Raw genomic sequence first — 20,990 nt, forward strand, 5'->3', positions numbered from 1 at the left:
GCGCAGCAGGCGGGTCGTCTCCTCCTCGGTGAGCTTGAACACCGGGATGCCCGTCCAGTTCGCCAGCACCTCGGCGATCTGCTCGTCATCGACCTCGGCGACGACGTCGAGGTCACCGGCCTTCCACTGCTTCTCCCGCTCCTCCTTCTGGCCGAGGAGCTGCTTCTCCTCGTCCCGCAGGCGGGCGGCCCGCTCGAAGTCCTGCGCGTCGATCGCGGACTCCTTCTCCCGGCGCACGTCGGCGATCTTCTCGTCGAACTCGCGCAGGTCCGGCGGCGCGGTCATGCGGCGGATGCGCATCCGGGCGCCGGCCTCGTCGATCAGGTCGATCGCCTTGTCCGGCAGGAAGCGGTCGTTGATGTAGCGGTCGGCCAGGCTCGCCGCGGCGACCAGCGCGGAGTCGGTGATCGACACCCGGTGGTGCGCCTCGTAGCGGTCCCGCAGGCCCTTGAGGATCTCGACGGTGTGCTGCAGCGACGGCTCGCCGACCTGGATCGGCTGGAAGCGGCGCTCCAGGGCCGGGTCCTTCTCGACGTACTTCCGGTACTCCTCGAGCGTGGTGGCACCGATGGTCTGCAGCTCGCCGCGGGCCAGCATCGGCTTGAGGATGCTCGCCGCGTCGATCGCACCCTCGGCGGCGCCCGCGCCGACCAGGGTGTGGATCTCGTCGATGAACAGGATGATGTCGCCGCGGGTCTTGATCTCCTTGAGCACCTTCTTCAGGCGCTCTTCGAAGTCACCGCGGTACCGGGAACCGGCGACCAGCGAACCCAGGTCCAGGGTGTAGAGCTGCTTGTCCTTCAGCGTCTCGGGCACCTCGCCCTTGACGACCTTCTGGGCCAGCCCCTCCACGACCGCCGTCTTGCCGACGCCGGCCTCGCCGATGAGCACCGGGTTGTTCTTGGTGCGCCGCGAGAGGACCTGCATGATCCGCTCGATTTCCTTCTCCCGGCCGATCACCGGGTCGAGCTTGCCCTCGCGGGCGCTCTGCGTGAGGTTGCGGCCGAACTGGTCCAGCACCAGCGACGACGACGGGGTGCCCTCACCGCGGCCGCCGGCCTCCGCGGGCTCCTTGCCCTGGTAGCCCGAGAGCAGCTGCAGCACCTGCTGGCGCACCCGGTTGAGGTCCGCACCGAGCTTGACGAGCACCTGTGCGGCGACGCCCTCGCCCTCGCGGATCAGCCCGAGCAGGATGTGCTCGGTGCCGATGTAGTTGTGGCCGAGCTGCAGCGCCTCGCGCAACGACAGCTCCAGCACCTTCTTGGCCCGTGGGGTGAACGGGATGTGTCCGCTGGGGGCCTGCTGTCCCTGGCCGATGATCTCCTCGACCTGTTGGCGCACGCCCTCAAGCGCGATACCCAGCGACTCCAACGCCTTGGCGGCGACACCCTCACCCTCGTGGATCAAGCCCAGGAGAATGTGCTCGGTGCCGATGTAGTTGTGGTTGAGCATCCGGGCCTCTTCTTGGGCCAGGACGACCACCCGCCTCGCGCGGTCGGTGAACCTCTCGAACATTCGCACTCCCTGACTGCTGCGCCGGCGGTCTCGTTGGCGGGACACGGCTCCTGCATCGCCGATGCCCACGACGGGGTTCAGCACTCTTGAGGACCACTGTAGTAGCCCCACCCGGTCGCGGTCCGTGCCCGCTACGGCCTACTGCCCACATTCTTGTCCGGCACCCTGACCAACGGCACGCTGGCCTGCGAGATTCCGGATTTGGACCGATCGGATGGCCCTGTCCGCTCAGCGCGAACAGGCCTTACTGCTCGGACTGACCGGCGGACGAGCCGCGCCTCCCGCCGATCGGCACCACCATCGGGGTACCCGCGACGGGATCAGCAATCACCCGCGCCTTCAGCCCGAAAACCTCGGCCAGCAGCTCCTCGGTGAGCACCTCGCCCGGCTCGCCCTCGGCGACGATCGCGCCGGCCTTCATCGCCACCAGCCGGTCGGCGTAGCGGGCGGCCAGGTTCAGGTCGTGCAGCACCATCACGACGGTACGACCGCTCTCGTCGTGCAGCTGCCCGACCAGCTCCAGCACGTCCACCTGGTGCGAGAGGTCCAGGTAGGTGGTCGGCTCGTCGAGCAGCAGCAGGTCGGTGCCCTGCGCCAGCGCCATGGACAGCCAGGCGCGCTGCCGCTGGCCGCCGGAGAGCTCGTCCAGGGTGCGGTCGGCGAGGTCGGCGATGCCGGTCATGCCCAGCGCCTCGGCCACCGCCGACTCGTCGTCGGAGGACCACTGCCGGTACCAGGACTGGTGCGGGTGCCTGCCGCGGGCGACCAGGTCGGCGACGGTCAGGCCCTCCGGCGCCACCGGCGACTGCGGGAGCACCCCGAGCACCCTGGCGACTTCCTTGGTGGACATCTTGTGGATCTGCTTGCCGTCCAGCAGCACGCTGCCGCGCCGCGGGTTCAGCAGCCGGCCCAGCGCGCGCAGCAGCGTCGACTTGCCGCAGCCGTTCGGGCCGATCACCGCGGTGATGGTGCCGTCCACGACGTCGAAGTCCAGGCCGTCGACGATGACGCGGTCGCCGTAGGCCAGCTGCAGGTCGGTGGCGTGCAGCCGCTGCCGGTCGCCAGCGCGCACCGCGCGTCCGTCGTCGGTCGTCTTGGACGTGGCGGATGCGGTCATGCGCGGGCCTCCCGGTACCGACGGACGAGCAGGTAGATCAGGTACGGGGCGCCGAGGATGGCGGTGATGATGCCGACCGGCAGCTCGGTGCCGCCGAAGGCGGTCCGGGAGATCACGTCCGAACCGACGACGAGCGCGGCGCCGAGCACGGCCGAGGTGAGCAGCGGCGGCCGCGAGGTGCGCGCCACGCGCAGCGCGATCTGCGGGGTGGCCAGCGCGACGAACTGGATCGGCCCAGCCGCGGCGGTGGCGATCGACGCCAGCGCGACCGAGGCCAGCAGCAGCACGCCGCGCGAGAAGTCCATCCGGACGCCCAGGCCGCGCACCGTGTCGTCGTCGAACTGCAGCGCGCCGAGCACGTGCGCGCCGATCAGGGCCAGCGGGATCAGCACGACCAGGGCGATCCCCACCGGGATGACGTGCTCCCAGCCGCGTGCGTTGAGGCTGCCGGTCAGCCACACCACGGCCCGGCTCGCCTCGGTGACGTCGCCGACGGTGAGCAACCAGTAGGTCGCGTTGCCCGCCAGCGCGCTGACGCCGACGCCGACCAGCACCAACCGGAAGGAGTCCACGCCGCGGCGGTAGGCCAGCCCGTAGACGGCGATGCCGGTGACCAGCCCGCCCGCCAGCGCCACCAGCGGCAGGCCGTAGTCGGCCAGCGCGCCCGCGAGGCTGCCCGCGGTGCCGCCGAGCACGATCACCAGCGTCGCGGCGGTGCCCGCGCCCCAGGTGATGCCGAGCATGTCCGGGCTGGCCAGCGGGTTGCGGGCGAGGGCCTGCATGATCGCGCCGGCGAGGCCGAGCGCGGCGCCGACCAGCAGGCCGGTCAGCGACCTCGGCAGCCGCAGCTCCCAGATGATGATCTGCCGCGCCCGGTCGCCGCCGCCGAACAGCGTGTTGAGCACCTCCAGCGGGCTGATCTGGTACTCGCCGAGGCCGACGTTGAGCACGAACACGGCCAGCAGCACGACCAGGCCGCCCAGCAGCGCCACCAGCGGCCGCAAGCGCAGCACGCCGGAGAACGGGCCCACCCGGACCGGCCGGCGACCGGAGACGCCCGGCTGCTCGTCTTCGAGGACCTGGGTCACAACCGCACCAACTTCCGGCGGCGCACGAGCGCGATGAAGAACGGTGCGCCGACCATCGCCAGCATCACCCCGACCTGCACTTCGGACGGCCGCGCCACGACCCGGCCGAGCACGTCGGCGAGCAGCACCAGCGACGCGCCCAGCAGCCCGGCGAACGGCAGCAGCCAGCGGTAGTCGGCGCCGGTGAAGTAGCGGGCCACGTGCGGCACGATCAGCCCGACGAACCCGATCGGGCCGCAGATCGCGACCGCGCCGCCGACCAGGATCGCGATCGCGGCGATGCCCATCCGGCGGGCCCACTCGACGCGGTGGCCGAGCGAGCGGGCCACGTCGTCGCCGAGCGACAGGGCGTTGAGGCTCGACGCGTTGGCCAGCGCCAGCACCACGCCCACCACCAGGAACGGCAGCACCTGGGGGATCACCGCGGTGTCGGTGATCGCGATGGAGCCGACCTTCCAGAACCGGTAGGTGTCCATGGTCTGCTGGTCGGAGATCACCAGCGCCGAGGTGATGGCCTGCAGCAGGTGGCTGATCGCGGTGCCGGCCAGCGCCAGCGTCACCGGGGTGGGGCCGCCGCGGCCGAGGGAGCCGATCGCGAACACCGCGAGCGCGCCCAGCATCGCGCCGGCGAAGCCGAACCAGATGAAGCCGATCAGCGTCGTGACGCCGAAGGTGTAGACCGCGAGCACGACGGCCAGCGCCGCGCCCTGCGTGATGCCGAGGATGCCCGGGTCGGCGATCGGGTTGCGGGTGTGGCCCTGCATCAGCGCGCCGGCCAGGCCCAGCGCCGCGCCCGCGAGGACGCCGACCACGGTGCGCGGCACCCGCAGCTCGCGGATGATCAGGTCGTTCTCCGTGCCGGTCGGCGCGAACAGCCCGGCCCACACGTCCGCCAGCGGGATCGTCTTGGCGCCGATCACCACGCTGAGCACGCAGCTGACCGCCAGCACGACCAGCAGGACGACGATGCCCGTGACCCGGCGGCGCCGGCGTTGTCGCAGGCGTTCGCCGCTTGCAGCGGTGGACGACGCGGCCTGCTCGGACCCGGGAGGGCCGTCGACGGCCACGCTGCGACTCACGTCCCACTCCCTCTGTTCACCCGTCCGGACCGCACTTAGGTTAGGCCCACCTAAGGCCGAACCAACAGGGTGGGCCGGAATGTCCGATGTCACATGCCGGCGGAGGGCGGCGGTCTACCGGCGCCGGGGCAACCGGGAAAAAGGGCGACTCGGGTCGCAATCGGACAAGATCTCGCGTTGATCAATCGCCACTTTTCGGCCCGGCAAGCGGCGAATAGAGTTATCCGAACGCAACGAGGGGCGTTTGCGGGGCCCATCTGCCCGCAAACGCCCCTCGGCGTCGGTTACTTCAGTTCGCCTGGTGGTACTGCTCGACGATGTCGGCGGGGATACGGCCCCGGTCCGACACCTTCAGACCGCGCTTGCGAGCCCATTCCCGAATGGCCTGGTTCTGCTCGCGATCGGCACTCGTGGAACCACCGGCGGAACGCGCCGTGGCGCCCGGACGCGGACCCGGCTTCTTCCGGCCGCCCGCCCGGCGCGCGTTCGAGACGTAGTTCGCGAGCGCATCCCGCAACTCACCGGCATTGTCGGCGGAGAGGTCGATCTGGTACGAGACGCCGTCCAATCCGAACTCGACGGTTTCATCCGCCTGTCCGCCGTCGAGATCGTCGACAAGGGTGACTGTGACCTTCTGCGCCATCTTCGAAGTCCTCCCCGGAGCAAAAAATGTGCAATAGCGGGACAGCGACATCCGCCAGGAGCGCAACTCCCTTGCGAGTACGTCAATAAGCCGTCACCGGAACATTCTGAGCACAGGTTAGCGCAGTAACTGCGACAATGCACTCACCCGGGCCGGAAAATTCACCGCCTCCCGCCCTGATCGGGTCATTCCGGCCGGACCAGCGGGAACAGGATCGTCTCCCGGATACCGAGACCGGTCAACGCCATCAACAACCGGTCGATACCGATTCCGACCCCACCGCTGGGCGGCATTCCGTACTCCAGGGCGCGGAGAAAGTCCTCGTCGATCGGCATGGCCTCGTCGTCTCCGGCGGCCGCGAGTGCGGCCTGTTCCTCGAGGCGAGCGCGTTCCACGACCGGGTCGACGAGTTCGGAGTATCCGGTCCCGAGCTCGAACCCGCGAACGTACAGATCCCATTTTTCCGCCACGCCCGGCTCGGTGCGGTGCTGCCGGGTCAGCGGGGAGGTCTCCAACGGGAAGTCGCGAACGAACGTCGGAGCGGTCAAATGATCGCCGACCAGGTGCTCCCACAGCTCCTCGACGAGCTTTCCGTGGCCGTGCTTGGGATCGGCCTGCAATCCGTAGGAGTCCGCGTGCTTGCGCAGCACCTCGACCGGAGTTTCCGGGGTGATCTCCGAATCCAGCGCTTCCGACAAGGAGTCGTACATCCGCAGCGACGCCCACTCACCGGACAAGTCGTACTCGGTCCCGTCGAACCAGGTGACCACCTGCGAACCCGCGACCGCCTCGGCCGCTTCCTGGATCAGCGACCGGGTGAGCTCGGCCATGTCGTTGTAATCGGCATACGCCTGGTAGAACTCCAACATCGCGAACTCCGGCGAGTGGGAAGAATCACTGCCCTCGTTGCGGAAGTTCCGGTTGATCTCGAAAACCTTCTCGATCCCGCCGACCACGCATCGCTTCAGATACAACTCCGGCGCGATCCGCAGGAACAGGTCGATGTCGAAGGCGTTGGAATGCGTCGTGAACGGGCGAGCCGCGGCACCGCCTTGCAGCGTCTGCAACATCGGGGTTTCCACCTCGACGAAACCGCGCCGGTCGAACGAATCCCGCAGCGATCGCTGAACCGCGGCGCGGGTGCGCACCGTGTCGGCGGCCTGCTTTCGCACGATCAGATCGACGTAGCGCTGCCGGACGCGGGTTTCCTCGCCGAGGTCCTTGTGCATCACCGGCAGCGGGCGCAGCGTCTTGGCCGCCATCCGCCATTCGTCGGCCATCACGGACAGCTCGCCGCGCCGGGAGGTGATCACCTCGCCGTGCACGAAGACGTGGTCGCCGAGGTCGACATCGGCCTTCCAGGCCGCCAGCGAGTCCTCACCGACCTGCTTGAGGCTGAGCATGGCCTGCAGCTCGGTCCCGTCGCCGGCGCGCAGCGTCGCGAAGCAGAGCTTTCCGGTGTTGCGCAAGAACATCACGCGGCCCGCGACGCCGACCTGGTCGCCGGTGGCGGTGTCGGGCTCCAGGTCCGGGTGCGCGGCGCGCACCTCGGCGAGGCCGTGCGTGATCGGCAGGGTCACCGGGTAGGGGTCGACTCCGGCGGCGAGCAGGCGCTCCCGCTTCTCCCGCCGGATCCGCATCTGTTCCGGCAGATCGTCGACGCCGTCAGCGCTGGTTGCCGGAGGGTTGGGAAGGTCCTGGTCAGTCACGGCCTCCAAGGGTACGTTTCGCCCTCCGCGACGCCGCCACCAGGCGTCCTTTCAGCGGTTGACACCACGCGGCCCGTTTCACGGCCGGTGTGGAGCGAACGGACCGTTCGCCTCGGTGGGCGACGTGAACGGACCGTTCGCTCCACCTCCCCGATCCGCTGGAACGAGGTGAACGGACCGTTCGTCCCGATAGGGGAGGTCAACGGGCCGTTCACACCACCCACCGGAAGACGAGCCGCGCACCCCGGGTGTCAGCGGAAGTTGCGGTCGAAGACGAGGCGGAGGCCCAGCAGCGTCAGGTCCGGGACGTGGTGGGTGATCGTCGTCGACTCGGTGACCACCAGCGGCGCCAGACCGCCCGTGGCGAGGACCGTGGTGGGGCCGCCGTGGGTGGACTCCAGCTCGGCGACGATGCGCCGCACCAGCCCGTCCACCTGGCCCGCGAACCCGAAGAGGATGCCGGACTGCAGGCACTCCACGGTGTTCTTGCCGATCACCGAGCGCGGGCGGACCAGCTCGACCTTGCGCAGCTGCGCGGCCCGGGAGGCCAGCGCGTCCAGCGAGATCTCGATGCCCGGGGCGAATGCGCCGCCCAGGAACTCGCCCTTGGACGAGATCACGTCGATGTTCGTGGACGTGCCGAAGTCGACCACCACGCAGTTCGTCGCGTGCAGGTGGTGCGCCGCCAGGGTGTTGATCACCCGGTCGGCGCCGACCTCCTTCGGGTTGTCCACCAGCAGCGGCACCCCGGTGCGCACGCCCGGCTCCACGACCACGCGCGGCACATCGCTCCAGTACCGGCCGAGCATCACGCGGAGCTCGCGCAGCAGTGCGGGCACTGTGGACAGCGCCGCGATGCCGGTGATCTCCTCCGCGTAGTCGCCGAGCAGCCCGCGCATGGTCAACGCCATCTCGTCGGCGGTCATCCGCGGCTCGGTGCGCATCCGCCAGTCCCGCACCAGCGTTTTCGCGACGTCGGCATCCGGGCGATCGGCGTAGAGGCCGAGCACGATGTTGGTGTTTCCGACGTCGATGGCGAGCAGCACCGTCGTTCGTCCCTTCGGGAGATTCGTGCCAGGTCACGACTCGTGAGTGGTCGTTCCGGCCCGTGCCGGGACGACCACTCACGACAGCTGCTCAGTGCTCCGGCTGCTGCAGGAGGGCGTCCAGCTTCGCGGCGTCGTCCGTCTCGGCCGTGGGATCGGCCAGCACGGCGCCGCTGGTGAGCCCGGAGCCCTCCGGGGCGCGGGCCGGGTCCTCGCCGCGCTCCACGATGCGGTTGTCCGCGTCGACGAAGATCACCTTCGGCCGCACCGAACGCGCCTCCATCTCGTCCATCACCCCGTAGGAGATCAGGATGACGAGATCGCCGGGCTCGATCAGGTGCGCGGCCGCGCCGTTGATGCCGATCACCCCGGAGCCGCGCTCGCCGGTGATCACGTAGGTCTCCAGCCGGGCGCCGTTGGTGACGTCGACGATCGCGACCTGCTCGCCTTCCAGCAGGTCCGCGGCGTCCATCAGGTCCGCGTCCACCGTCACCGAGCCGACGTAGTGCAGGTCGGCCTGGGTCACCGTCGCACGGTGGATCTTGGACTTCAGCATGGTGCGGAACATCGCAGACCTCCTACTGCCGATACCGCGGCTTGCCGACGTATCTTGCGCGACACCCGATCGGGTCTGACGGGCGCCTTCCCCGACTCACGGCCGCGCCGCCACCCCGGGGCTGCCCAGCAGCACCAGCGCGTTGTCGAGCAGCCTGGTCGAGCCGACCTTCGCCGCTACCAGCAGCCGCGCCTCGCCCTCGGCCGGGACCGGGCCCAGCTCGGTGTCGCGCAGCTCCAGGTAGTCGACCGCCACCGACGGCTCGGTGGCCAGCACCGCACCGGCGGCTTCGAGCACCGCGTCCGCGCCGGCCGCACCCGCGTGTGCCCCGGCCGTCAGCGCCGCCGAGAGCACCAGCGCCGCTTCGCGCTGCTCGGCGGTGAGGTAGGCGTTGCGGGAGGACAGCGCCAGGCCGTCGGCTTCCCGCACGGTGGGGATGCCCTGGATCCGGGCGTCCAGGTTCAGCTCCCGCGCCATCCGGCGGATCAGCACGAGCTGCTGGTAGTCCTTCTCGCCGAAGAAGGCCAGGTCCGGGCGCACGATGTTGAGCAGCTTCAGCACCACGGTGAGCATCCCGTCGAAGTGGCCCTGGCGGGAGGCGCCCTCCAGCTGCTCGCCCAGCGGTCCGGAGTGGACGGTGATCTGCGGGTCGGTGCCGTACATCGCCTCGACCGACGGCGCGAAGACCAGCTCCGCCCCGGCCTCCCGGCACGCCGCCAGGTCGGTCTCGAAGCTGCGCGGGTAGCGGTCGAAGTCCTCGTTCGGCCCGAACTGCAGCGGGTTCACGAAGATCGACACCACGGTCACGGCGTTGATGTCCTGCCGGGCCCGGCGGATCAGCTCCAGGTGGCCGCGGTGCAGCGCGCCCATGGTCGGCACCAGGTGGATCTTGCGGCCGGTGGCCCGCAGCGCGCGGGTGACCCCGGCCAGCTCGGCGGGATCGCGGTGCACGGTCAGCTCGCCCCGCGCGAAACCCGGGCTTTCACTCATGACGACTCCAGTGCTCATGACGGCTCCTCGCCCAACGCCTCGCGGACCGCTTCGGCCCCGTCGGCGCGCAGGATTCCGGCGTCCTCGGCGCGCTCCGCGGTCCGCTTCGCCAGCTCGCGGTAGCTGGGCACGACCTCGGGGTTCGCGCCGGACAGCGCCGCGAGGTGGGCCCGGACCGTGCCGGCGTCGCCGCGCATCACCGGACCGGTGATGGCGCGGTCGCCGAGGCGCAGCGCGTTGTCCAGCGAAGCGGACAGGATCGGCGCCATGACCCGCTCCGGGACCTCGATGCCCGCGCCGCGCAGCAGCTCGGCGCACTCGTTGACCAGCGTGATCAGGTGGTTGGCACCGTGCGAGAGCGCGGCGTGGTAGAGGCCGCGGGACTCCTCCGGGACCCGCACCGGCTCCATCCCGAGCTCCAGCGCCAGCGCCTCCGCGACGTGCCAGCCGGCCTCGTCCGCAGTGGACGCGGTGACGGCCATGCAGGCGGTGGCGAGGCGTTCGACGTCTTCCGCGCGGCCGGTGAAGGTCATCGCCGGGTGCAGCGCCAGGGGCAGCACGCCGATGTCGGCGGCAGCGGCGAGGACGTCCACGCCGTGCGCGCCGGAGGTGTGCACGAGGATCTGCCCGCCGCGCAGCGATTCGGTGGCGACCAGGCCGCGGACCAGTCCGGCTATCGCGTCGTCCGGCACGGCCAGCAGCACCAGGTCGGCCTGCCTGGCGACCTCGTCGGGCGGCAGCACGGCGACCCCGGGGAGCAGCTCCTCGGCCCGGCGCAGCGAAGCCTCGGACACCGCGGAAACCGCGGAGACCTGATGACCCGCGCGCCGCAGCGCCGCGCCCAGCACGGCGCCCACCCGGCCGGCGGAGATGATTCCGACCCGCAGCCGAGGGCCCGTGCGACCAGCAGCAATCGCCACGTCGTCCTCCAATACCGTTCCAGTCCCAACCACCGGGTACCGGACAGCAGCGCGAGAGTAGCCCGCGAATCCCGCCGCCGTGCCCGTCAGGTGGCGAGGACCACGCAATCCGGTCCCGCCACCCACCCCAGCCCGGCAGTCTCCAGCCCCGCACCCCCGACGAACACCCGGGGCCCACTTCCAGGACCCCAGGACTCGGCGTCCCAGACCCCAGGACTCAACTTCCAGGACCCCAGAACTCGGCCTCCCACGGAACTCGGGGGGCCCGGCTTCCAGGACCTCAAGATTCAACTTCCAGGACCCCAGAACTCGGCGTCCCGCACCCCCGGACTCGACTTCCCGGGGAACTCGGGGCCCGGCTTCCAGGGAACTCAGGACTCCGCTTCCACGGACTCCGGGCCCAGTTTCAATTGAAACTGGGCCCGGGTTCCGGTCGAAACCGGACCCCGGTTTCCGTTGGAACCGGGCCGGGACCATCCACACCCCTCCGGTGTGTCGTGCCCCGACACGCCGTAGATCCGCAATTTCAAATGGAAATCGAAGGTCCGATTTCCATTGAAATTGCGGTCCGTCACCCGAGCAGCGGTCAGTCTCGGGAGCGCTGGATCGGGGGCTTGGGGCGGTTGCCGGGGTACGGCGGGCGCTTGAGGTTGTGCTGGGTGAGCTCGTTGATCTTGATGCGCGCCGTCTGGATCGCCTGCTGGGTGCCCGCCGCCGACCGCCGGGCCTGCTTCAGGTCCGCGATCAGCTTCTCCCGGCGCGCCCGGCGCGCCGCGCTGGTGGTCCGGCCCTGCTCCGCCCGGTGCTGCAGGAACGCCAGCTCGGTCACCGCGATCTGGTAGTCCCGCACCGCCTTCGCCGCCTCGTTCCCGGCGCTGCGCCGCACCTTGCGCAGCCAGCCGCGACGACCCGTGAGCGTCGCGAGCATCTCCATCTCGCTGCGCACGATCAGCCCGGCCCGCTCCAGCACCGGCAGCTGCTGGATGACGATCCGCTGCTCCCGCTTGCGCTGCCACACCACCAGCCAGAAGGTGCCCAGGAAGATCGGCACCATGATCAGGAAGTAGACGTTCAGGAACTCCGCGCCGCCGAACAGCGTGGACGCGTTCCACACCGCGTGCAGCAGCACCGCGCCGGCGAAGCCGAGCACCAGGTACAGCACCCGGATCCGCTTCCGGTCGGTGCGCGAGGCCAACCCGATGCCGATGCCGAACATCGAGCTGAACAGCGGGTGCGAGAACGGCGCGAGCACGCCGCGCACGATGAACAGCGCCACGACACCGCCGCTGACGCCGCCGAGCCCACCGGCCACGAACGCCTTGCCGAAGTACAGGATGTTCTCGGTGAAGGCGAAGCCCGCCGCGGTCAGCGCCGCGTACACGATGCCGTCGACGAGCCCGTTGAACTCCGACCGGCGGCGGAACCACAGCGCCACCACGAACAGCGCCTTCGCCGCCTCCTCGACCAGCGGACCCATCACGGCCGTGGCGAAGAACCGGTCGCCGCCCGCGCTGAACAGGACGTTGCCGAGCCCGATCATCGCGTCGTTGAGCAGCAGCGAGCACGCGGTCGCCCCGCCTGCGCCCCACAGGAACGCGCCGAGCAGCAGCATCGGCGGCTCCGGCTCCCAGCGGTCGATCCAGATGATCGCGGCGAACACCACGCCCACCGGGAGCAGCGCGGCCACCGCGCCGACGAGCGCCGCCGCCACGCCGACCTTCGAGGTGGTGACGCCGACCATCACCAGCCCGCAGATTCCGAGCACGATCAGGCCGGCGACGGGCCATCCGACGGCGTGGTTCTTGCGGGTCTGCAGCCTGCGCGCGCCGGAAAGATCGGCGGGCTGCCTCCGAAGGTCAGGACTCGACACGGACAAAACCCTAGAGAACGGCCTCAGGGCATGCCCGGATAGTCACCTTCTCAGGCGCGTCGGCGGCGTCGGCGCTGCGTGTCGGAGGGCCCGCCGTACGCGGCGAGCAGGTCGTTCACCGAGGTCCCCTCGGCGTGCGCGCCCGCCGGATCCGGCTCCGGCGGCGGTGCGGCGGCAGCCGGTTTGGGCTTGGGCGGCGGCTCCGGCCGCTCGTACTGCGCCCGGTCGGGCCGGCGGGGCGCGGCCTGGCGGGCCGGATGGGCCTGCGCCGGCTGCTGCTTCGGTCGCTGGCGCGGCTTGGGCCGCCGCTCCGGCTGCTCCCCGGCCAGCTTCGTGATCAGTTCGGTGTTGGGCTGGACGACGTTCTGCGGCGGCGCGGCGGGCAGTTCGCGCCCGGCCGGCGGCTGCACGAGCTGACCCTCGACCTTGCCGCGTTCGGGCAGCGAGCGGACCCGGGTGGACTCGGCGCGCAGGGCGACCCGCTCGAACAGCACGTCGCCGCCGAGCACCTGCTCCAGGCTCTCGCGCAGCCGGCGCAGCTCGGCCTGCAGCTCCTTGATCTCGCCCTCGGACTCCTCGGCCGCCTGCCGACGCGCTTCGGCCTCCGCCTCCAGCTCGAACTCGTGCCGGGCCGCGATCTCCCGCTCCAGTTCGAGTTCGTAGATCCGCTGCCGGTCCGCGACGAGCTCCTCGCCCTGCACCACCCGGTGCCGCAGCTTGGCGACCGCGAACGCGCCGATCAGCGCCGACCACAGCGCGGCGACCAACCCGAGCCGCAGGTAGCGGACGTCGTTGCTGACCACCAGCACAGCCGTGGCGGCCGCGGCGAGCACCAGCGCTCCGACCCACAGGGCCGTCGATCGCCCCTTGCCGGATTCGGTCTCGGTCCCGCCGCGTTCGGACATGCCCACCACGGTACCGGGCGGTTATCAGTTCGAGACCTCAAGGCGAGCGACCCGGCTCCACTTTGGTCGGTGTGGCGCAGCGCACCGCCCGCCGAACGGCCGAGCAACGTCACTCGTCTTCGTAGGGTTCTTCCGGCTCATCGGGATTGCGCAAGCAGTTCTCCAACCAGAGCCCGGCGCCGATCAGCGCGCCGGCGCTGATCAACCCGACCACCGCGGAGGCCGTGTCGGCCCGGGCGGCCTCGACCCTGCCGTACAGCGGCAGCAGGTAGGCGATCAGCCCGATCCACACACCGGCCATGATCGCGCCGGCCAGCGACGACGCCTTGGCCAGCGCGACGGCGCGCGCGGCGGTCAGCCCGTCGACCGGTTCGGTGCCGGGTTTGCGCTTCACCCGCGGCCGCATGTTCAGCGCCAGCAGCACGTCGACGAGCGCGATCAGCAGCAGCGTCGCCCCGGCCAGCACCGGCAGCTGCGGCAGCTCGCCGTACAGCAGCCGGGTGAGCAGGTAGACCACGACTGCCGCTGCCAGCCCGCCCGCGATGAGGTGCCGGGGCTTGGTGAAGGTCAAGTGCTCTGCCTGTCGCGGTGCCACGGTTCCAGCATGGCACCTCACAGCACCGGCACCATCCGCGGGCGAAAATCATCTTGAGTCTCCCCTGACTGGAGGGTCCAAGGTGAATCGCGTGGACGACACCGCGCTCTACACGATCGGCGAGCTGTCCCGGCGTACCGGGCTGAGCGTGAAGACGATCCGGTTCTACTCCGACAGCGGCGTGGTGCCGCCCACCGACCGAACCGCGGCGGGCTACCGGCGTTACGACGTGACGGCCATCAGCCGGCTGGAACTGGTGCGCACCCTGCGCGAACTGGGCGCCGGGCTGGACGAGGTGCAGCGGGTGCTCGCCCGCGAGACCACGCTCTCGCACCTGGCCAGGACGCACCTGGAGCTGCTGGAGGAGCAGATGCGCCTGCTGCAGACCCGGCGCGCGGTGCTGCGGGCGGTCGTGAAACTGGACCGTTCGACCGAGGAGGTAAGACTCATGCACAAGCTCGCGCAGATGTCCGACGAGGAGCGCAACCGGCTGATCGACGAGTTCTGGGACGAGGTCAGCGCCGACCTCAACATGACGCCGGGGTTCACCGAATGGATGCGCTCGGCCAAGCCGAACCTGCCGGAGGACCCGACGGCGGAGCAGCTGGAGGCCTGGATCGAGCTGGCGGAACTGGTGCGGGACACCGACTTCCGGCGCGCGGTGCGGGCGCTCTCCCAGGAGCACTCGGACCGCCGCGACGCGGGCGAGTCGATGGCGGTGGCGAACCCCGAGGACGCGCAGAAGTGGTGGGCGATCACCGACGAGGCGCGGGTGTCGGTCGAGGCGGGCACGCCGCCGGAGAGCGCCGAAGCGCAGGCACTCGTCGAGCGGATGATGGCGATGGCCGCCGTGGAGTGGGGCCGGCCCGACTCCGCCGAGTTCCGCCGCGAGCTGGCGGAGCACTACGACAACGACACGGACGAGCGGATGTCGCGCTACTGGGAACTGCTGGGGATCATCAACGGCTGGCCGACGCACCCGGTGACGGCGGCCAGCACCCGCTGGCTGGCCGCGGCGATCCGCGCGTCGATCAAGTAATCGGTCGCGCGAGCGCTTTCCGTTGCGTCAGAGGCCATTCAGGACTCGCGTGCGGCGATTTCGCGCGAAATCGCCGCACGCCACGCCTGGCAGATGGCGATTTCGCGCGAAATCACGGAACCAACTGATCGTCCTCAGTGGAGCTTCAGGTCGGCGCGGAGGTGGACGTCGGCGATCTCGTTGGCGGGCAAGGCATCCAGCAGATCGGCGACGCGGCCGTGCCCGGGCAGCTCGGCGCCCGGGTCGATCGCCAGCCACGGGATCAGCACCGTGGCCCGGCTCGGCGTGCCGGGGTGCGGCAGCAGCAGCTCCGGGTCGTCGCTGCGGACACCGTCCACTGTGACCACATCGACGTCCAGGGTCCGCGGGCCCCACCGCTGTTCGCGGCGGCGCTCCGCCTCCTGCTCCAGCGCCTGGCCCCGGCGCAGCCAGCCCCACTCGTCGAGCTCGGGGGATTCCACGATGAGCACCGCGTTGAGGAAGTCCGGTTGGTCGGTGACGCCCCACGGCGCCGTCTCGTACACCGGGGACGCCGCGACCAGCACGTCCGACAGGCCGTCGACGGCGAGCCGGAGGTAGGCCAACCGGTCGCCGAGGTTGGACCCCAGCGAAAGCACCGCCCTGCTCATCGCACCCTCCCGAACTCGCACGGCCCCGAAGGGGACATGCGATTTTGCCTGGAATTGGGAACTTCCACCCGAAACCGCGCGGCACCCCGGCGGCGGGGCTCCCGATTTTGCCTAAAATCGGAGCCCGCGACCGCGCGGCGCCCTGGCACCGGGGCTCCCGGTCTTGCCTGGAACCGGCCGTCTCACGCCGGGACGACGCTGCCGCGACCGCCTCGTCGGGAGCGGCGGATCGTCACCGCCACGTCCCCGAAGGTCAGCGGGATCGGCGCGCTCGGCTTGTGGATCGTGACCTCGGCTGCGTGCACCCGCTCGTCGGTCATGACGTCGTCCGCGATCTCGCCCGCCACGCTCTCGATCAGGTCGCGCGACGGCCCGGCGACGATCGCCGCCGCCCGCTCGGCCAGCTCGCCGTAGTGCAGCGTCTTCTGCAGGTCGTCGCTGGCGGCGGCCTCGCCCAGATCGATCCACACCGTGATGTCGACGAAGAAGTCCTGGCCGTCGCGCTTCTCGTGGTCGAAGACGCCGTGGTTGCCGCGAACCTTCAGACCCGTCAACGTGATCCGGTCAGCCACCGAGTTCCCCTCCGCTGCGCCACGCCGCGGTCACCGCGACCGCGTCCAACGACTGCAAGACGTCGTGCACCCGCACGCCCCAGGCGCCGCGATCCGCCGCCAGCGCCGACACCACGGCCGTCGCCGTCTCCCGCCCGGCGGGCGGTCGCGGCTTGCCGTCCGCGTCGGCGAGCAGCCGGCCGAGGAACCGCTTGCGCGAGGCCCCGACCAGCACCGGGAAACCCAGGCCGACGAAGACGTCGAGCCGCTGCAACAACTGCCAGTCGTGCGCGCCGGTCTTGGCGAACCCGAGCCCCGGGTCCAGCACGATCGCGCCCTCGGCCACGCCTGCGGCCAACGCCACGTCGACCTGCCGCAGCAGCTCGGCGCGCACCTCCGCGACGACGTCCTCGTAGACCGCGAGGCTGTTCATGTCCTTGCTGTGGCCGCGCCAGTGCATCAGCACCCACGGGAGCCCGGTGTCCGCGGCGACGTGCGCCATTTCCGGGTCGGCCAGCCCGCCCGACACGTCGTTGATCACCGCGGCGCCGGCCTCCGCCGTCACCGCCGCGACCTTGGCGCGGGTCGTGTCCACGCTCACCGGAACCCCGGCCGCGACCAGCTCGCGCACCACCGGCAGCACGCGCTCGATCTCGGTGGCGGCGTCGACCCGCTGCGAACCCGGCCGCGTCGACTCGCCGCCGACGTCGATGATGTCCGCGCCCAGCCGGTGCATCTCGACGCCGTGCGCGACGGCCGCCGCGCGGTCCAGGTAGCGCCCGCCATCGGAGAACGAATCCGGCGTCACGTTGAGCACGCCCATCACCGCGCAGCGCTGCGGATGGGGCAGCAGCGAATGCATCAGCGTCCCCTGATCAGCGACAGCGCCTCGGAACGCGAGGACGCCGAGCTGCGGAAGATGCCGCGCACGGCGGACGTGGTGGTCGTCGAGCCCGCCTTGCGGACGCCGCGCATGCCCATGCACAGGTGCTCGGCGTCGATCACCACGATCACCCCGCGCGGGTCCAGCCGGCGCACCAGGGCGTCCGCGACCTGCGAGGTGAGCCGCTCCTGCACCTGCGGGCGCTTGGCGTAGAGGTCGACCAGCCTGGCCAGCTTGGACAACCCGGTGACCCGGCCCTGCTCGTTCGGGATGTAGCCGACGTGCGCGTTGCCGTGGAACGGCAGCAGGTGGTGCTCGCACTGCGAGTAGACCGGGATGTCGCGGACGAGGACCAGTTCCTCGTGCGCCTCGTCGAAGGTCCGGTCCAGGACCTCGTCGGGATTCGTGTACAGGCCCGCGAACAGCTCGCGATAGGCGCGGGCGACGCGGGCCGGGGTGTCCCGCAGGCCCTCCCGGTCCGGGTCTTCGCCTGCCGCGATCAGCAGCTCCCGGACGGCCGCTTCAGCGCGGGCGTGGTCGAACTGGGGGATGTGGAAAGAGCCGTCGGGACGGAAGTTGCCTTCCGCCCCGATCGGCTCGTCGACCGTGCTGGTCAATTGTCTTTCCTCCACCGGCTGAGGCGCCCGGAGGCGCCGAGTGCACCGGAGTGTTCAGCGGCTGGTGTTGCCGCTGCCGTTGTCCTGAGCCTGGTCCTGGCTCGGCTCGGGGTTGGACCGCTGGTCGTCCGCCTTCGGCTCGCCCGGCTGCGGCGCCTGCTCGGCCGGGGTCTGCTGCCCGCGCTCCCAGGACGGCGTCCAGTTGTACTGGCCGCCACCACCCGGGTAGCTCGAACCGGACGGCGTGGTCGCCGGGGTCCACCCGGGCGGCGCGCCGTAGTTCGGCGGCACCGCCTGCGGCATCTGCCCGTGCTGACCCTGCTGCTGCGGCTGACCCTGGTTCGGGTTCTGGAACTGCACCGTGCCCTGGTGCGCACCGGCACCGGCACCGGCCGGGGTCGGCTGCTCGTGGTGCGGCGGGGCGCCGTTCTGACCGGCCGGCGAGGGCGCCGGAGCCGGTTCCGGCTCCTCCTTGACCGGGGGCCACGGCTCGCCGCGCTCCTTGGCCAGCTCGCCCCGCGTCTTGATCGGCGGCTTGTCCGACGGCGTCCGACCACCGAAGTCGTTGAACGCCGTGATGCGGGGCCGCTTCTCCACCCGGGCGAAGATCCGCTCCAGGTCCTTGCGGACCAGCGTCTCCTTGTCGATCAGCTCCAGCACCAGGTCGTCGAGGACGTCGCGGTAGGTGTTCAGGATCTCCCACGCCTCGGTGTGCGCGGCCTCGATCAGCCGGCGCACCTCCTCGTCGATCTCGTGCGCGACCTCCAGCGAGTAGTTCGGCTGCTGACCGGCGGTGCGGCCGAGGAAGGGGTCGCCCTCTTCCTTGCCGTACTTGACCGCGCCCAGCCGGGCCGTCATGCCGTACTCGGTGACCATCGCGCGGGCGATCTTGGTCGCCTGCTCGATGTCGCTGGACGCGCCGGTGGTCGGCTCGTGGAAGACGAGCTCCTCGGCGGAGCGGCCGCCGAGCGCGAACACCAGGCGGGCGATCATCTCCGAGCGGGTCATCATGTCCTTGTCGTCCTCGGGGACGACTAGGGCGTGCCCGCCGGTGCGACCGCGCGGCAGGATCGTCAGCTTGTACACCGGCTCCAGGTCGGGCATCGCCCAGGCGGCCAGCGCGTGCCCGCCCTCGTGGTAGGCGGTGATCTTCTTGTCGCGCTCCGAGATGATCTTGCTCTTCCGGCGCGGGCCGCCGATCACGCGGTCCACCGCTTCTTCCAGCGCGGCGGCGGTGATCAGCTGGCCGTTCTCGCGAGCGGTGAGCAGCGCGGCCTCGTTGACCACGTTCTCCAGGTCCGCGCCGGAGAACCCGACGGTGCGCTTGGCGAGGCTGTCCAGGTCGGCGTCCTGCGCCAGCGGCTTGCCCTTGGAGTGCACGCCCAGGATCGCGCGGCGGCCGCGCAGGTCCGGCGCGGACACCGGGATCTGCCGGTCGAACCGGCCCGGGCGCAGCAGCGCCGGGTCCAGGATGTCCGGCCGGTTGGTCGCGGCGATCAGGATGATGCCGCCGCGCGAGTCGAAGCCGTCCATCTCGACCAGCAGCTGGTTGAGGGTCTGCTCGCGCTCGTCGTGCCCACCGCCGAGGCCGGCGCCGCGCTGGCGACCGACCGCGTCGATCTCGTCGACGAAGATGATGCACGGCGCGTTCTGCTTGGCCTGCTCGAACAGGTCGCGGACGCGGGAGGCACCGACACCGACGAACATCTCGACGAAGTCGGAACCGGAGATCGAGTAGAACGGCACGCCGGCCTCGCCGGCGACGGCTCGCGCGAGCAGCGTCTTACCGGTGCCGGGCGGGCCGTAGAGCAGGACGCCCTTCGGGATCTTGGCGCCGAGGGCCTGGTAGCGGCCGGGGTTCTGCAGGAAGTCCTTGATCTCGTGCAGTTCCTCGACGGCTTCGTCGGCACCCGCGACGTCGTTGAACATCGTCTTGGGCATGTCCTTGGTGAGCTGCTTGGCCTTGGACTTGCCGAAGTTCAGGACGCGGTTCCCGCCGCCCTGGACGTTGTTCATCATCCACATCAGCAGCAGCACGAGCAGGCCGATCGGAACCAGGTAGAACAGCATCTGCACCCAGAGCGAGTCCTGGGTGACCTTGGTGTTCCAGACCGGCACGTGCGCGTTGCGGATCTCGGTGACCATCGTGTCGGTGGCACCGGCCGGGTACTGCGCGATCAGCTGGTTGCTGCCCTGGAAGTTCTGGCCGTCGTTAAGGGTCAGCCGGACCCGCTGCTCCTTGTCCTCGATGGTCGCTTCCTTGACCTTGCCCTGAGCGATCTGCTCCAGGGCCTGCGAGGTGGAGACTTCGCGGTAGGAGCGAGTCTCGTCGAAGAGCACGCTGAAGGCCCAGATCAGCAGAAACGCTGTCAGGATCCACAGCAGCGGGTTGCGGAGCAGGCGCTTTCGGTCCATTCACTTGCGGCCGGCGGGCGGCCTCGACCCTCCCTGACTGTCACTTCGGGCAAACGACTGTCGACAGACACAATTCGCCATCGCCGTCAACCCCTTCAGACCAGCGTACCGGCCGATGCGAGGACACGACCATGTCGAGCTCGACGCAGGACGCCCAGCGTACTCGGCCACCCGACCGCAATGGGGCGGGAGGGCCGAACCGGACACGCCTGCCCGGCCACTCCCCAGGCTCACACCCCGGACGTGTAGACCTTCGGATCCAGCGTGCCGATGTAAGGCAGATCACGGTACCGCTCGGCGTAGTCCAGCCCGTACCCGACCACGAACTCGTTCGGGATGTCGAAGCCCACGTACTTCACCGGGACGTCCACCTGCACCGCGTCGGGCTTGCGCAGCAGGGTGCAGACCTCCAGCGACGCCGGGTTGCGCGAGCTCAGGTTCTTCAGCAGCCAGGACAGCGTCAGCCCGGAGTCGATGATGTCCTCGACGATCAGCACGTGCCGGCCCGCGATGTCCCGGTCGAGGTCCTTGAGGATGCGCACCACGCCGGACGACGAGGTGGACGAGCCGTACGAGCTGACCGCCATGAACTCCAGCTGAGCGGGCTGGGGCAGCGCTCGCGCGAAGTCGGTCATGAACATCACCGCGCCCTTGAGCACGCCGACCAGCAGCAGATCACCACCGACGTGCTGGTAGTCGTCGTCCACCTGCTTGGCGAGCTCGGTGACCTTGTCGTTGATCTGCTGCTCGGAGATGAGCACAGAAGCAATGTCGCCGTCGTACACGGCCCGGCTTCCCCTCTATCGAATCGACGTGAACACCG

General features: G+C 70.4%; 20 protein-coding genes. 1 reads left to right on the forward strand and 19 read right to left on the reverse strand.

Features of this window, described 5'->3' with window-relative positions; all coding sequences use genetic code 11:
* From ACWEV3_RS39470 to ACWEV3_RS39530, 13 genes are all read right to left on the reverse strand, one after another.
* Nucleotides 1-1,515 (reverse strand): Clp protease N-terminal domain-containing protein (locus ACWEV3_RS39470; RefSeq protein WP_452618803.1); only part of this gene is annotated, 1,515 nt, incomplete at its 3' end.
* A 244-nt stretch (nucleotides 1,516-1,759) separates the two neighbouring features.
* Nucleotides 1,760-2,632, reverse strand: a complete 873-nt coding sequence (locus tag ACWEV3_RS39475) for an ABC transporter ATP-binding protein (protein ID WP_452618804.1) — start codon at nucleotides 2,630-2,632, stop codon at nucleotides 1,760-1,762.
* Nucleotides 2,629-3,720: a FecCD family ABC transporter permease gene (locus ACWEV3_RS39480; RefSeq protein ID WP_452618805.1), complete on the reverse strand. Its 1,092-nt coding sequence runs from the start codon at nucleotides 3,718-3,720 to the stop codon at nucleotides 2,629-2,631. The genes ACWEV3_RS39475 and ACWEV3_RS39480 overlap by 4 nt, the downstream gene beginning before the upstream one ends.
* Nucleotides 3,717-4,799 carry a FecCD family ABC transporter permease gene (locus ACWEV3_RS39485; RefSeq protein ID WP_452618806.1) on the reverse strand — a complete coding sequence of 361 codons (1,083 nt, stop codon included), beginning with the start codon at nucleotides 4,797-4,799 and terminating at the stop codon, nucleotides 3,717-3,719. The genes ACWEV3_RS39480 and ACWEV3_RS39485 overlap by 4 nt, the downstream gene beginning before the upstream one ends.
* Before the next feature lie 289 nt (nucleotides 4,800-5,088).
* Nucleotides 5,089-5,442 (reverse strand): histone-like nucleoid-structuring protein Lsr2, encoded by a 354-nt coding sequence (locus tag ACWEV3_RS39490; protein ID WP_358597049.1) that lies wholly within the window; start codon nucleotides 5,440-5,442, stop codon nucleotides 5,089-5,091.
* Between the two features lie 185 nt (nucleotides 5,443-5,627).
* Nucleotides 5,628-7,082 carry a lysine--tRNA ligase gene (gene lysS, locus ACWEV3_RS39495; RefSeq protein WP_452618837.1) on the reverse strand — a complete coding sequence of 485 codons (1,455 nt, stop codon included), beginning with the start codon at nucleotides 7,080-7,082 and terminating at the stop codon, nucleotides 5,628-5,630.
* Between the two features lie 320 nt (nucleotides 7,083-7,402).
* Nucleotides 7,403-8,197, reverse strand: coding sequence for a type III pantothenate kinase (locus ACWEV3_RS39500; protein WP_358567185.1), 795 nt, complete (start codon nucleotides 8,195-8,197; stop codon nucleotides 7,403-7,405).
* Between the two features lie 91 nt (nucleotides 8,198-8,288).
* Nucleotides 8,289-8,765, reverse strand: coding sequence for an aspartate 1-decarboxylase (panD, locus tag ACWEV3_RS39505; protein WP_093267982.1), 477 nt, complete (start codon nucleotides 8,763-8,765; stop codon nucleotides 8,289-8,291).
* Between the two features lie 84 nt (nucleotides 8,766-8,849).
* The gene (panC, locus tag ACWEV3_RS39510) at nucleotides 8,850-9,761 is read right to left on the reverse strand and encodes a pantoate--beta-alanine ligase (RefSeq protein WP_452618807.1); all 912 of its coding nucleotides are present in this window, start codon (nucleotides 9,759-9,761) and stop codon (nucleotides 8,850-8,852) included.
* Entirely contained in the window at nucleotides 9,758-10,657 is a 900-nt protein-coding gene (locus ACWEV3_RS39515) for a Rossmann-like and DUF2520 domain-containing protein (protein WP_358568441.1), read from the reverse strand. The genes panC and ACWEV3_RS39515 overlap by 4 nt, the downstream gene beginning before the upstream one ends.
* Before the next feature lie 592 nt (nucleotides 10,658-11,249).
* Nucleotides 11,250-12,533, reverse strand: a complete 1,284-nt coding sequence (locus ACWEV3_RS39520) for a PrsW family intramembrane metalloprotease (RefSeq protein WP_452618808.1) — start codon at nucleotides 12,531-12,533, stop codon at nucleotides 11,250-11,252.
* A 50-nt stretch (nucleotides 12,534-12,583) separates the two neighbouring features.
* Complete coding sequence (locus tag ACWEV3_RS39525; RefSeq protein WP_452618809.1) at nucleotides 12,584-13,438, reverse strand: DUF6779 domain-containing protein; 855 nt, start codon at nucleotides 13,436-13,438, stop codon at nucleotides 12,584-12,586.
* Between the two features lie 109 nt (nucleotides 13,439-13,547).
* Complete coding sequence (locus tag ACWEV3_RS39530) at nucleotides 13,548-14,033, reverse strand: DUF3180 domain-containing protein (protein ID WP_452618810.1); 486 nt, start codon at nucleotides 14,031-14,033, stop codon at nucleotides 13,548-13,550.
* Between the two features lie 91 nt (nucleotides 14,034-14,124).
* Between ACWEV3_RS39530 and ACWEV3_RS39535 the strand changes: the two genes are divergently transcribed.
* Nucleotides 14,125-15,072, forward strand: coding sequence for a MerR family transcriptional regulator (locus ACWEV3_RS39535; RefSeq protein WP_452618811.1), 948 nt, complete (start codon nucleotides 14,125-14,127; stop codon nucleotides 15,070-15,072).
* Nucleotides 15,073-15,206: 134 nt separating this feature from the next.
* On the opposite strand, the gene folK is transcribed toward ACWEV3_RS39535, so the two are convergent.
* From folK to hpt, 6 genes are all read right to left on the reverse strand, one after another.
* Entirely contained in the window at nucleotides 15,207-15,701 is a 495-nt protein-coding gene (gene folK / locus ACWEV3_RS39540; RefSeq protein WP_358305190.1) for a 2-amino-4-hydroxy-6-hydroxymethyldihydropteridine diphosphokinase, read from the reverse strand.
* 182 nt (nucleotides 15,702-15,883) lie between these two features.
* A complete protein-coding gene (gene folB / locus ACWEV3_RS39545; protein WP_132484506.1) occupies nucleotides 15,884-16,273 on the reverse strand; it encodes a dihydroneopterin aldolase in 390 nt (129 codons plus the stop codon).
* Nucleotides 16,266-17,114: a dihydropteroate synthase gene (gene folP / locus ACWEV3_RS39550; protein WP_452618812.1), complete on the reverse strand. Its 849-nt coding sequence runs from the start codon at nucleotides 17,112-17,114 to the stop codon at nucleotides 16,266-16,268. Before folP ends, folB begins: the two co-directional genes overlap by 8 nt.
* A complete protein-coding gene (folE, locus tag ACWEV3_RS39555) occupies nucleotides 17,114-17,728 on the reverse strand; it encodes a GTP cyclohydrolase I FolE (RefSeq protein WP_452618838.1) in 615 nt (204 codons plus the stop codon). Before folE ends, folP begins: the two co-directional genes overlap by 1 nt.
* A 78-nt stretch (nucleotides 17,729-17,806) precedes the next feature.
* A complete protein-coding gene (gene ftsH, locus ACWEV3_RS39560) occupies nucleotides 17,807-20,167 on the reverse strand; it encodes an ATP-dependent zinc metalloprotease FtsH (RefSeq protein WP_452618813.1) in 2,361 nt (786 codons plus the stop codon).
* Between the two features lie 230 nt (nucleotides 20,168-20,397).
* The gene (hpt, locus tag ACWEV3_RS39565; RefSeq protein ID WP_132484498.1) at nucleotides 20,398-20,952 is read right to left on the reverse strand and encodes a hypoxanthine phosphoribosyltransferase; all 555 of its coding nucleotides are present in this window, start codon (nucleotides 20,950-20,952) and stop codon (nucleotides 20,398-20,400) included.
* Nucleotides 20,953-20,990 lie beyond the last annotated feature (38 nt).

The sequence above is a fragment of the Saccharopolyspora sp. NPDC003752 genome, assembly GCF_053605825.1.

Bases quoted from the DNA above. Each gene is read 5' to 3' on its own strand.
- ACWEV3_RS39490 (WP_358597049.1), bottom strand. From the start codon at position 5,442: ATGGCGCAGAAGGTCACAGTCACCCTTGTCGACGATCTCGACGGCGGA.
- panC (WP_452618807.1), bottom strand. From the start codon at position 9,761: ATGAGCACTGGAGTCGTCATGAGTGAAAGCCCGGGTTTCGCGCGGGGC.
- folP (WP_452618812.1), bottom strand. From the start codon at position 17,114: ATGCATTCGCTGCTGCCCCATCCGCAGCGCTGCGCGGTGATGGGCGTG.
- lysS (WP_452618837.1), bottom strand. From the start codon at position 7,082: ATGCGGATCCGGCGGGAGAAGCGGGAGCGCCTGCTCGCCGCCGGAGTC.
- ACWEV3_RS39475 (WP_452618804.1), bottom strand. From the start codon at position 2,632: ATGACCGCATCCGCCACGTCCAAGACGACCGACGACGGACGCGCGGTG.
- folK (WP_358305190.1), bottom strand. From the start codon at position 15,701: ATGAGCAGGGCGGTGCTTTCGCTGGGGTCCAACCTCGGCGACCGGTTG.
- panD (WP_093267982.1), bottom strand. From the start codon at position 8,765: ATGTTCCGCACCATGCTGAAGTCCAAGATCCACCGTGCGACGGTGACC.
- ftsH (WP_452618813.1), bottom strand. From the start codon at position 20,167: ATGGACCGAAAGCGCCTGCTCCGCAACCCGCTGCTGTGGATCCTGACA.
- ACWEV3_RS39525 (WP_452618809.1), bottom strand. From the start codon at position 13,438: ATGTCCGAACGCGGCGGGACCGAGACCGAATCCGGCAAGGGGCGATCG.